Genomic DNA, 13,732 nt, shown 5'->3' on the forward strand with positions numbered 1-13,732 from the left:
AAAATGAAAAGAATATTCATAACAGGGTTTGCTTTATTGGCTTTATTTCAGATGAGAGCACAAAATGTTCCTACTGATTCAACCAGTTACAAAAGCAAAAAATTAAAATTGGAAGAGGTTAATTTAGTTTCAAGCTACTATAAGCAAGATGGAAACAATTCAGCTGTTACAGGCGGAATAGGTTCAGAACATCTTACCGATATTGCCAATACTATAGATGTTAAATTAGTGAAATACGGAGAAACCGGAATCAAACATACTTTTGATATAGAAGCAGGAATTGATCATTATACTTCTGCTTCGTCAGACATGATTGATTTAAGCGCCAACTCATCGGCATCTTCTTCAGACAACCGCTTCTACCCTTCTTTGACTTATATTAGAGAAAATGAAGCAGCAGGAAGAACAATTGGAATTGGAGTTTCTTCTTCTTCTGAATTTGATTATCAGTCTTTTGGTGGTAATATTAGTTTCTCTCAAAAAACAAAAGACAGAAATGGAGAATTTACAGCTAAATTTCAAACCTTTATTGATCAGCTGAAATTAATAGAACCCTTAGAGCTTCGCGATCCCACAAATGAAAGTTACGGAAGCGCCAACCGAAATACTTTTGCAGGAACTTTGAGCTATTCTCAGATAGTTAACAAAAATTTGCAGGTAATGCTTGTTGGGGATGTTATCAGCCAAAACGGCTATTTAAGTCTGCCTTTTCACAGGGTTTATTTTGCAGATGGTTCAGTGCATCAGGAAAAGATGCCAGATACAAGACTCAAAATTCCACTAGGAATAAGGGCAAGTTATTTCTTAGGAGATAATGTAATTATTCGTGCTTATTACCGATATTATAGTGATGACTGGAGCTTAAAAGCACATACTGCTGATCTAGAAATTCCTGTAAAATTAACTCAGGCGTTTTCAGTAAGTCCGTTTTACAGATATTACACCCAAACCGGAACGAAGTATTTCAAACCTCATGGCGCACATACTTCAGCTGATGAATTCTATACTAGCAACTATGATTTATCCAAGTTTGACAGTGGTTTCTTTGGAATGGGAATGAGGTTTACACCTATTAATGGAGTATTTGGCCTTAAACACTGGAATACTTTAGAGATTCGCTATGGGCATTATACAAGAACTACTAATATGACTTCGGATATTATAAGCATTAATATTAAATATAAATAACAGACAATCAATAACTTATTTTTAAATAAATTTCAGGCAGGTTTCTTGTTTTATCAAATACATTAAAAATTAAAATAATTATGTTGCTAACTCACTTGAATGTAAACTAATTTCTTTAAATCTTGCATAAAATGCCTGTAATTGTTAACAGAGCTCACTCTACGAGACAAAAGATAAAAATTATCTTTTGTCTCGTTTTTTTTTTGCAGCTTAGCTCTCCGTTAATTAATTACGTCCTCAATAGTAATTCTTCATCAGCTTTAATTTTTGATATTAAGATAAGATCTCTGGATTTACTTAATTTAAGCTCATAATCTTTATTTGTTCAACAAGTCTTGTTTTCTGTTTACTGGCTTAATTTGCTAATTTACGATGGGTGTTATATAAGATCGAGTTGTGTAATTTTTTAACTTCAGGTACAGGCTGATATTTTTAAGGTCTTCTATAAACAATCAATTAGCCGTTTAGAATTAATTCTAAATTTACTTTGTGTCTCACATTGGTAATAATAGTTTGTCTTCATTTATAAGGCTTTTGTATACAATCTGTGTAATTAAAATATAGAATTTCTCTAATAATTCTTAAAAAAGTTATTATATTGCTAAAGAATAGGAAGAGAATTACAAAAAACAACCGTACGGCTTTGCAAAATGATTTTGTGGTATTTTAAGATCCTGCAATAGCTACTCTGGCATTATAATATAGGCTTTAGACTATGAATTGCATTATTATTGACGACGAGGAAATGGCTAGAGCCATCATTAAAAAAATGATTGAGAACACTCCACAATTAAACTTGTTACAAGAGTTCTCAAATGCTATCCATGCCATAAAATACTTAAATCAAAATGAAGTCGATTTGATTTTTCTTGATATTCACATGCCTGACTTTACAGGTTTTGATTTTATACAGACAATTAAAAGTCCTCCTAAAATTATACTGGTAACTTCTGATAAAAATTTTGCTATTGAAGCTTTTGAATATAAATGCATCGTTGATTATTTAGTAAAACCTATTGCCGAAGATCGTTTTGTAAAAGCAATTCAGAAAGCAAATGATAGGTCTGTATCGACAGAAACAATTATAAGTAAAGATTCGGTTGATGATCCTGCAAACGAATTTTACATTAATATTGATCGTCGTTTAATCAAAATTGAATTTGCATTAGTCACTATTGTTGAAGCAAAAGGAGATTATATTCACATTAAGACAGAAAATAAAAATTATATTGTTCACTCCACACTTAAAAAAATTGAGGACAAATTACCTAAAGACCTTTTTTTGAAAGTACATCGTTCCTTTATTATAAATACAAAAAAAATCATTGATATCGAAGACAATAGTGTTTTGATTGGTAAAGATGTTATCCCTGTAAGCCGAGCTAACCGCCCTGATTTAATGAAACGGTTGAATTTATTGTAGATTTTAATAAAAATAGAAGGCTGCTTTTCTATTCCTAATCCTTAAAAGTTTCTATTTCGTGTTTTTTGAGACTTTGAATACTGGCTTAGATGCTAACATCCATCTTAAGCGCAAACCAATTTCTGTATATTGAAATCCAGCCGCAGTAGCTGAAGCAATATTACTTTTAACCCCATAAATATTAGCCAAAAAACGATCTGAAAATTTATACCCAAATTTGGATTGCACTCGATAAGTAGATTGCTTACCATCATTTTCAATATATTGAAACCCTGTAGCAGCAGTTAGCGTATAAAAAACAGTTTTACTTTCGGCTGCTTTTTCATCCTTCAGAAAATCAATAAAAATCTCATAGGCATTAAATTTATGTGGACTAAAATAAATGGTTGGCACCTGATCTTTAAAAGTTATAAATTGATAATTAAAACCCGCTTTCAAAATGGGCTTAGATAAGAAGTTATAATATAATGAGGTAAATAATAAGTTTCGCTGATTATTATCACTTTGTGAAGTGAAGAAATATTGTGTAAACCACCCTAGTTTAAAGTTCGTACCAATATTATAATTGAAATAAAAATTATTAGCTGTTATTTCACGACTAACCAAATCAGCATTAAAATTCTGAATATCTCTCTTATAGCCTACTTCTAAATCCTGTAATTTTAAGGGCTTAATTTTAAAAAATATGTCAGCTAATAATTGGCTGTAATTATTGGTAAAAGAGTTAGCATTACTTGATCCAATTAAAATATTAAAATTTATTTTGGGATGAAATTTCCACTGTGTGCCTATTTTGAAATCATTAGAGACAGACGAATTTTTAGTGACTGTATTTTCGGTTTTTCTGTATTGATAAGTTCCTATAAAGAACCATTTTGTAGATACTGGAAAAACCACTAAAGTATTAGTTGCATAAGCTTCATTCTTTCCATTATCGAATGAATAACTTAACTTCTCCTCTACACTGGGTGTGAAATTTTCATTTAATTTTTTTAGAAATCCTACAGCATCTTTTTGGTTTTCAAATATTTTCAAGGTAGTATCAACTGTTTCATAAGCTTTTAATGGTTCGCCATCTGCATAGTAAGCATTAGATATTCCTAAGTTTCCATCAAATGATTTTGCATCGTTGATCAATATGTTTTGGTAGTCCGAAATACTTGCTTTAAAATCACTTCGATACATTCCTAAAGTTGCAGAAAGTGCTAATACCCAATTTTCATTTGGATTACTAACTTTATATTGATTAATTTTAGTTTCTGCTTCTTTGTATTTTTTATTCCAAATTAAAGCCTGAACATAACGCTCTTTTGTTTGATTTTGTAGTTTTACATCCTCAATCATTTCGCTTTTTTCTATTGCTTTTTCTGATATAGATAAAGCTTCTCTATTTCTTTCGGCTATATGTGCAACTAATGACAACCCATTCAAAGCTATTAAACTATCATTTTTGGTAACCGCTAAATCATGATATGCTTTTATTGCATTTTTTTGATCTTTTGTTATTAGATAAATATTGGCTTTATTCATTAATGTTTCCTTATCCTTTGGAAAATCCTCGAGATTTTCATCCAATAATGCAAGTGCCTTTGTATAACCTTGTTGTTGTACAAATTGATTAGCATATCCCAGTCGAATGTATTTCTTAGAAATCAAAGCATTAGGATTTTTAACAGAAACTGTCAATGCCTTATTTACATATTCTAAAGCTTCTTTGTATTCTTTTAAATTTGACAAAGTATTAGCATAACCTAATAGAGCAGGAAAACTTTCAGGATGTTTTGTTATTAAGCTAAAGTAATAAGGCTTTGCCTCAGCATAATTTTTATTCCATAACATGCATTCAGCATAATTCAGTTGGATTTCGAAATCATCTGGATATGTTTTTAATAATTCGGAAAAAATTACCATAGCCTTTTCAGGACTCGAACTTAATCCAACAGCTCTCCCATAACATAGTTTTGCTGTTTTATTATCAGGATAAGATTTTAAAATTTCTTTGAAAAAAGTTTCTGCCTGAGCAAATTCTCCTTTTTCCAGATTCGTAAAACCCTCTTGCATATCTTGTGCCTGAACTGATAATCCAAAAAGAAAACCAAAAACTAAGATTATTTGCTTTTTTATGTTCATTTGTCAGCTTATAATTTGTAATTAACTGCAAGTTAAGTATAAACATTGATTATTCATCTACAGTAAACTGCTGTTCAGCCAAAAAAACGAAATATTTTTTATAATCAGCTTAGATTTGAGTCAGAATTAAAGGCATAAAAAATTAATTCCAAAAACAAATTGAAATTCTGCAGTTATTACTTTTTCATTAAATAACATTCTTGATTTAGTAAACACTCAGAATTAGATTATTTATTAACAAATATGAAGTTTCATTCAAATACCACTGAAAATGAAAGCAACGATCCCTCTAGAAATAAAAATCTGAGCAATATTTAATGTTCTCAGCAATTCTTGTTACTATTGGAAAAACTTTTTATAATTCGATTGTTTAGAAAAGTTCAGAGTCAAAAAATTCTATCGAAGCTTTTTTTGATTGAGATTCTTTTGCTCTTTTCATTACTCCGAATGATGCTTTATATTGTTAATAATTTTACAATTATTTATTCTGTCTTTTAAGTATAAAAACAACTTGCTTTTTCTTTATAATTCGAATCTTTTATTATTTAATGTTAATAATAAATTCAAAAAGCATTTACCTTTCATGAAGGCCTTTATAATACTAAAACTAATTATATATAATTGTTGTAGTTTTATAAAAGATATTTTTTTTAAAAGTTCAATAATTTATGTAGAAAAAAGAAGGTTTTTTTTTTCCTTCAGCATCAATAAACCCAAACTGCTTTTGCTTGTTTTTTATCCACGGCCATTTTCCAGCAACTTTATCTGGAACTTTTGGAAAATCATATAAAGTCCAAGAAACAAATGCAAGTTGTTTCTTTTTGAATATAGATTGCATTTTTTTATGATACTCCGCCTGATCCTCTTTTGAATTGCCAAACCAACTCCAAAGTCCACGATTGGAGGAAAGCCCAAATTCTTGCATTACCAAAGGCTTTTTGGTTGCTTTTTCTAAAACAGCAAGTTTGTCTTCAAAAAGCGAAATGTCTTCATAATAATGATACGAAACAAAATCTACCTTATCTTTTAGTATCTCTCCCGATGCAATATTAGAATATCCAATAGTAACCAAATGATTAGGATCGATTTTTTTGACTATTGCAATCATTTCTTCCAACCACGGCTTTACATTTTGTTGCCCGCGCGATTGAAAATCTAGATCAGGCTCGTTTTTAATATCCCAAGCAATAATATTTTTGCAGTCCTTAAAAGTCATTACAATTTTCTCTGCATGTCGATGCGTTAAAGTCCAGCTTTCTGGAGCATAATCTCCATAAAAATCGAATAATGTAACGATTACAGCTAGTTTTTTTTCTTCGGCCAAGTCTAAAACTATTTTTAGCTTGTCTAATTTATCTTGTAAAACCTCTGCTTTACCAAATTCTTCATAAGGAACAAAAATCCTAATCGTATTGAGTTTTGCTTTTGTAATAATCTCAAAATCAGCAGCTATCGTATCTCTATTAAATTTATTTCCAAACATATCCCAAGCAGAATTTTTAGGATAATAATTAATGCCTTTTATGATGTAGGGAACACCATTTTTTAAAATTTCATTTCCTTTTACCGTGTATATTTTTTTATTTAATTCTACAGCAACCAAACTCTTTTCTTTTTGCATCCGAACATAATGTCGAATACGCCAAAAACCATCCTCAAGCAGCATTAAAACCTTATAATTTGCGGTATCCCTAACAGAAGTTATAAGCTTGTTATCTTGATAAATATTTTGAAATTCAACTACATTTTTATCGGTAAAAACGACTTGTTGGCCGTCTTCGCTATAAAAATCTAAGGATGCATGATGTTCTATTGTTGTACTCTGGATCGAAATTTTTTTAGCCTTATTATAGGCTATAATTTGTTCTAATTGCTTTCTCGAACTTTCTGTAAAATAATCGTCAATTCCATCATTGACATTGTTTTTAAGAGCATTATTTTTTATTACATAAGAAAACAAATAATGTTTCTCAATTTTCTGGATGGTTTGATTTTCCATCCGCCTACCTTGATTTTTGAAGGTTTCCCAAGTTACTTTTGGTAAATATGTATCTGAAGTCTCTTTCTCTAAATGCAGCATCGAACTTCTATCTGCTCCCGAATTTAAGTAGCCCAAAATTTCACTCATTCCAAATAATACTAAAATATTAATCGCAATAAATGAAACTATTAAAATTGCTCGATAATTATTTTTATTGTTAATTACTATCATAATTTTTTTCTTCTACTTTTTGAATACTTCCTAAGGTTGAAATTTCAAATGAATATTTTTTTTCTTTATAATATTCAGATGAAATAGTAAAAACAGCATGGCCTTTTACGCTATCTTCTTGCAAAGTTGCTACGAGTTGATTATGATGATACACTTTTAGAGTCACTTTAATTCCGTCTGGAACTAACTGATTCATAAAACTACGCAACGGACCGATTATTATAGTGCGCTTATCTTTTGAAAATTCAAATTCAATTTTCGGATTAATCGGTTTGTAGTTAATTGCTATAGAATTACTTTCTGCTATTCCCGCCACATACGCTTTTGCAGTATAAACATCTTGGTGATCAGGATGCAAAATCTGAGCGGTTGCTACTCCGTTTATAGTTGTGCCAAATGATTTTAAAACCATATTACTACTTGTAGAAATCACAAATAACACCATGGTTCCGTCGCTTACAACGTTACCAAATTTGTCTTTAATAATAGTGGTTTTTAAGGTCGTAATTTGATTTCCATCTGCATATTGATGATTTCTAGTAAAAGAAATTATGAAATTTGTAGCGATTCCAGGAAAAATTACAGCGTCAAATTCTTTAGTAATGGTAGCATTGCATTGAGCAGAAACCAAAACTATTCCAGCTTTTGTAGGAGCATCAATTATTTTCCAAGCAATGAGATTTTTCGTTTTTACCGTTTGATTTGTAATAGTATTTAAAAACTGACTTCTAATAATTACAGGAGTATTTTCTGGTTTCGGATTATCAAAGCCATCTGTCGGAATGGTAACGTACATTACAAAATGACCATCTCCTACCAACGTACTTGGTGGGCCTAAATAATTTTCGATATCCGTTTTAGTGTCGTTATTAGGCAAAATTTCAAAGTTTCCCTGTAGTTTGTTTTCTCCGTTTACAACCAAAAACCAATCAATACGACCCGATTTTTTAGCATAACTTTTAGGGAGGGCAAAAGTTAATTTATCATTTTTTATGGTGCCATCTAAAAGCGTTTTCCCTAAAGAATGAATTAAAAACAACTGCGGTCTATTTGACGAATTTACCTTAAAATCTAAGGCTATTTTGGCACCCGCTATAAAAGTCTTCTGTTGGGTCATTAATACAATAGTACCCGCTTGTTTTTTAGGCAATAAAGTGACTGATACCAATAATATGGTAAACAAACAAAAACAAAATATAGAGATTTTATTCTTCATTATCTAGGATTTCCAATATAATTATTGATTTCAATTTTAATAAACGAATACCCTTTATGTCCTTTAACCCTTTGCATTTGTTCACTTTCTTGTTTACTGTTTCGTGCCGGAATTACCGCACGAGCAAGAGCTTCTGATTTTAAACCATTTACAAAACAATTTTCCGTTGAAGATTTTATAATAACAGGATTCAAATCCCTTGGCAAATTATAAGTAAAATATTGCTTACGCTGAATGCGAACGCCCTCTTTTATAAACTGATCATCAACATAAACCAATTCTTTTTTATCATTGTAATACGAAATTAAGAGCTCAGGAATGGTTACTTCTTGAATTCCGTAATTGAATAAAGTACCTTTGATCTGGTTGTTATCTATCACTAAATCTGAAATAGCAACCGAATTATACAAATCTGTGGTTGCGACATTTCCAGCACTTTGAATATCAAATGTAGCGGGAATATTTTTCAATTCTTTTGGTGTAAATTCATTAGGGTTAAAAGTTGTTGGTTTTACATCAGTTGGCTTTAACCACGCAATATCTTCAAAATTCACCTTAAAACTCGTGACTTCTTTTGGCATCAACTTATGTTTAATAGTATACTTTGCGTTGAATACGGCAATCGATTTATCATTTCGATCATATAAAGTAGCTTTCAATACAACATCTGCAGGAACATTATCTATATTTTGAACTTCACCAATCACGATATATTGACTGTCAATTTTCACCAAACTTGCCGATATAATTTCTAAATCTGGTTGGCGTAGTACATCTTCATGATAAGTCTGTTGGGTAGTTATCTTTCGTCTCCCTTGCTTGTAATACGAATTGATATTGTCTGAAATAAATTCGTCTGGAGGAATATCGGTATCTTTTTTATCTGGAATAATAAACCATTTCCCTTTTATTTTATGAACGTTATGTGTGTACTTTTTTTCAATTAATTCTAATGGTGTAACCCATTTGGTCGTAGCAATAACTCTGGCTTTGTCTTTACTTTGCTGAACAATTTTAGTTTCTATAGCATCTAACTTGGCGTAAGAATTAAGAATACCATCAGAAACAGAAATTTCCAGCATAAACTGAGCCACCGAGTATTCTTTTTTAGGAACAACATAAGAGTGCGCTTTATCATAAAACTTAAAATCTAGAGCATCATAATACGCTTTTACAACATTTTCAGGACTAATCTGCGTAGCATTTTTGATGTAAATGCGGTATACTCCAAAGCTTATAATTAGCAGTAAAATACCTGTCCAAATGTGTAGAAATTTTATCATCGCTCTTGGAAAATTAGCATAAACAATTCCATACTTATTGAAAGAAGGTTTTTCTAAATGCTTTATTTTTAAGGCCTGCAACCAAATCATCTGAACATTAAGTATAAAAGCCAAAAGAATGGTTAACATCGGAATAATTCCCCACATTAATTTCAAATAAATCGGTACTTCATCTTTTGGAAGAATTTTAGACAAGGGCTGCACATTTAGTTTTTCCCACACCATTATACCATTTTCTAATTGTGATAATCGATGCCAACCGCAGAAATAGAGAATTGGATCGTAGAATTTATCGTTAGAAAAAACATATTTCAAATTGTATTTTTCAGGAACCGTAAGAAATTGTTGTAAGGAACCAATACCTTCAAGTCCTCGAAATTTGGAGTTTTCCAGCCGTTCTACTGCACGAGAAGTTAATTCTGGTAATCTTCTTGCAGAATGGTAATTTCCATCAACCGTCATTGCCTTTGTTTGTGTCGATAAGTAGGCCATCTGATCGCCAAAACCTAATGGTAGAAACCTCCAATGATCATGCTGATCCTGATTTAAGAAATTGACAATTGGCAAAAAGTTAATTTTTTGCGGTTGCAAGGGTCTAAAATACCCTAACGTCATGGTAAAAACTCCAAAAAACAAAAAGCAACCAGCAAATAACCCGCCTACGATCCTCCTATAAACACTCCCAAATTTTACTTGCAAAGCCGTTCTTAAGTCACCTTCAACTAATCGGTACACAAATTCACCAAAAATGGGCAAACTCATTATAGAAGCCCAAAGTGTAAAGCGATCCAAGGTTAGGATATTAAAAGCATTTTCTCCTAAAATTGCTAAGGGAATTGGAGTTGTTCCGCCCGTTCCTAAAACAGTGAGCAAGGTTAAGGATAATCCGAAAAAAATATACCTTTTGCTGTAATATCTATAAAATATATAAGGCAATATAAAAAGTAATATTCCCCAAGGTATCAAGAAGAACATCAAGCCCGAAGAGGTTACTTCTATAAAATTGTCGCGACTCCCATGCGGAATAGGAACCTGAGTGATGGGATTGGCTTTAGAATTAATCCAGTACGGCAGTATACAAAATACTAGCAGAAAAACGGCGCTACCACAGAAAAGAATAATCCGTTTTAATAATGATAGAAATGTTTTATAGAATATTTTGAATGTGATTTCCTTGAATGAATTGACATTTTCGCGAGCAGTATCCATTACTATCATACCGATTAAAGGCGAAACAAAAAATACCATTCCAAATAAAGGTGTAACATGATGCGAACAAACGGTTACGGCCATCAAAGACAGAGAGGTGAAGTAATATTTCTTTTTGCCTGTTTTGATAAAAAGATAAATCTCTGGAAGTGCATGCATTAAAACAGAAACTCCAATTATACTGGGTAGCTGTCCAAAAATATGCAATGTTTCCACAAAAGAAGAAGAAACCACCGCCAGAATAGCAGAATAGCCTGCAACAGTTCGATTTCCAGTTATTAAAAGTGAAAATCTAAAAGCTCCTGTAATGAATAAAATAATTCCAACAATTGCCACAGTAAACATGCCAAATTTCAAACCACCAATTAAAGAAAGTAACCCAATGGTTTGGTGCACTAATGGAGGATAACTCATCACATTAAAACCCGTGTACCAACTATAATTCCAAGGTTCAAACCAACTGTGGGCATAATGATTTCCGAAAAACATGTGAATTAGAGCGTCGTAAGTACTTTCTAAAGTAAAAAAAATAGCGCTGCCATGGAAAGTCAATCCAAAAATCAGGGCTACTATCAAGTATTTATTAGAAGTTTCTTTCAATCGCTCTTATTGTAAATGATTATTTTTGTAAATATAGGGATATCCTTTTACAGACAAACACTAACTAACTGTACAACCTAACTGTACAACATGATTTTTCATAGAATGAAATGCAATAATTATCTAATTTTAAAATCGATCTTTTTGATATTTTTAAGTTTGAAAGAGATTAACAATCAAAAAAATAAATTTAGTTAATTAATCTTGGTAAAAGGAAATTTACATTATAAATTCTCTTTTGTTTTTTTTGCTAAAGTTTTTCTTATTTTTCTTATATTTGAATATACAAATACATTTTTTAAAGCTTTTATATCCAATTTATTAAATACAAAAAAATTAAATTGAACATTAAAAAAACTCACAAAAAGATCTCTCAAGAGCAAACTTTCATGCTTACCATTTTATTTGTAAACGGTGGCAACTATTTATACAATCTGCTCTTAGGAAGAATACTTGGTCCATCTGAGTTTGCTGATGCTGCAATTTTAATAACTTTACTTTTAGTGTTGTCTTTTGTAGGGATGACTTTTCAGATCACTACCGCTAAATATGCCGTTTTATTTGAAGGAACCGACCTGAGTTTGTTTTTAAAATTTATTTTTAAGTACTCATTGCTTTTCGGTTTTTTATTTGGTTTTACCATAATCTTTTTCAATGGTCAATTGCAGGAAACTTTTAATACCAAAACATCACTAATGTTTATTGTTTTTGGATTTGGTCTTCCAATGTATTTTATAATGAGCATTAATAGAGGTCTATATCAGGGCAAAAATGATCTTAGAAATTTATCCAAAACCTATTATTTTGAAATGTTATGCCGATTAATTTTAACCATTTCACTACTCTTCATTTTACCAGAAATTCAATCATCAGTAATTATCTCAATAGGTATTTTGGTTTCATTTATATTTGGATTAATTCCTTTGCAAAGATCAATACTTTACAAAAATAAAAATTTAGAAAATAAAGGTTTATATACCAAACCAATTGTTACATTTTTCGCTTTAACAGCCTTTTATGAATTAACGCAAATTATCATTAACAATAGTGATATTATGTTGGTTAAACATTATTTTAATAATGAAAAAGCGGGCTTATATGCTTCTCTAGCATTAATAGGCAGGGTTGTATATTTTGTCGCTTGGATGTTTGTAATGCTTCTTTTGCCTAAAGTAATACAGTTAAAAAAACAAGGATTTGATACATTGCCAATTCTATTAAAATATGTCCTGTACATCGTTTGCTTGTCAACAATAATTGTTTTGGTTTCATTTTTATTTCCAGAAGTTGTAGTACGATTAATGTTTGGCGAGAAATACCTGCCCATAGCTTTCTTGTTATGGAAATATGCATTAGCAACTTCGATTTTTGCTATTGCAAATATTTTCGCATACTATTTTCTTTCAATAAATAAATATATTCCCGTAATAATATCAGCCTTTCTGGGACTTACACAAATAATTTTAATAGTTCTATATCATAATTCTCTGGAACAGGTTGTTGCTATGCAAATTATTGCAATGATAGTTTTATTACTATTTCAATTGAGTTTTTTCTTTTTAAACAACAATAAAAAGTGATGTTTTAAAATATGAAAGTAGCAGTAGTAACCGCATTTCCGCCAAGTAAAGTTACATTAAATGAATATGGTTATCATTTGGTAAAAAACTTTGTTCAAAACTCAGAAGTAACTGAATTAATTTTATTATCGGATAAAACGTCTGAAGCTAAACAATTAGATTTTAACCAAAAAGAAAAGGTAAAAGTTAAAGAATGTTGGAGATTTAATAGTTACACTAGTATTTTTTCTGTTATTAATGCAGTTCTACAAGAACAGCCAGATGTGATTTTGTTTAATCTTCAGTTTGTGAAATTTGGAGACAAAAAAATACCTTCTGCCTTAGGATTATTGTTACCCATGATTTTAAGATTTTTTGGGTACAAAACAGTGGTGTTATTACACAATATCTTAGAACAAGTTGATCTAGAAAAAGCGGGATTCACGCAGAGTAAATTCATGCAAAAGATCTATAATTTTATTGGAACTAACATTACTAGGTGCATTTTAAAAGCCAATAAAGTGGCTGTAACTATTCATAAATATGTGGATGTTTTAAATGCTAAATACCATACCCAAAATGTAATGCTAATACCTCATGGGACATTCGAATCGGTCAAAAATCCTAATTTTGAAATTAAATCTGGCCCTAAACAAATTATGGCTTTTGGAAAATTTGGAACCTACAAAAAAGTTGAAATTTTAATTGAAGCAGTTGAAATTGTTCGAAAAACAAATCCAGCAAAATTAGAGGTAGTAATTGCAGGAACTGATAGTCCAAACACACCTGGATATTTATATGCTGTACAAGAAAAATACAAAAACGTTGAGGGAACTATTTTTACCGGATATGTTGAAGAAAATGATGTAGAAAGAATTTTTACTGATAGTACAATTGTAGTATTCCCTTATA

At 30.8% G+C, this 13,732-nt stretch carries 8 protein-coding genes; 4 read left to right on the top strand and 4 right to left on the bottom strand.

Translation table 11 applies throughout. The annotated features are described in order from the left end of the window. Positions 1–3: 3 nt before the first annotated feature. Entirely contained in the window at positions 4–1,188 is a 1,185-nt protein-coding gene (locus ACEN2I_RS18050; RefSeq protein ID WP_441767496.1) for a DUF3570 domain-containing protein, read from the top strand. 715 nt (positions 1,189–1,903) lie between these two features. After that, a complete protein-coding gene (locus tag ACEN2I_RS18055) occupies positions 1,904–2,611 on the top strand; it encodes a LytR/AlgR family response regulator transcription factor (RefSeq protein WP_441767497.1) in 708 nt (235 codons plus the stop codon). Between the two features lie 51 nt (positions 2,612–2,662). On the opposite strand, the gene ACEN2I_RS18060 is transcribed toward ACEN2I_RS18055, so the two are convergent. From ACEN2I_RS18060 to ACEN2I_RS18075, 4 genes are all read right to left on the bottom strand, one after another. Further along, the gene (locus tag ACEN2I_RS18060; protein WP_441767498.1) at positions 2,663–4,741 is read right to left on the bottom strand and encodes a tetratricopeptide repeat protein; all 2,079 of its coding nucleotides are present in this window, start codon (positions 4,739–4,741) and stop codon (positions 2,663–2,665) included. Positions 4,742–5,399: 658 nt separating this feature from the next. Then, entirely contained in the window at positions 5,400–6,953 is a 1,554-nt protein-coding gene (locus ACEN2I_RS18065; protein WP_441767499.1) for a cellulase family glycosylhydrolase, read from the bottom strand. Next, complete coding sequence (locus ACEN2I_RS18070) at positions 6,940–8,169, bottom strand: hypothetical protein (protein WP_441767500.1); 1,230 nt, start codon at positions 8,167–8,169, stop codon at positions 6,940–6,942. The genes ACEN2I_RS18065 and ACEN2I_RS18070 overlap by 14 nt, the downstream gene beginning before the upstream one ends. Continuing rightward, the gene (locus ACEN2I_RS18075) at positions 8,169–11,261 is read right to left on the bottom strand and encodes a hypothetical protein (protein WP_441767501.1); all 3,093 of its coding nucleotides are present in this window, start codon (positions 11,259–11,261) and stop codon (positions 8,169–8,171) included. The genes ACEN2I_RS18070 and ACEN2I_RS18075 overlap by 1 nt, the downstream gene beginning before the upstream one ends. Positions 11,262–11,650: 389 nt before the next feature. Between ACEN2I_RS18075 and ACEN2I_RS18080 the strand changes: the two genes are divergently transcribed. Continuing rightward, positions 11,651–12,841, top strand: coding sequence for a sugar isomerase (locus ACEN2I_RS18080; protein WP_441767502.1), 1,191 nt, complete (start codon positions 11,651–11,653; stop codon positions 12,839–12,841). Positions 12,842–12,852: 11 nt separating this feature from the next. Then, positions 12,853–13,732 (top strand): glycosyltransferase (locus tag ACEN2I_RS18085; RefSeq protein ID WP_441767503.1); only part of this gene is annotated, 880 nt, incomplete at its 3' end.

Source organism: Flavobacterium sp. W22_SRS_FK3, from assembly GCF_052113665.1.
Classification (GTDB): Bacteria; Bacteroidota; Bacteroidia; order Flavobacteriales; family Flavobacteriaceae; genus Flavobacterium.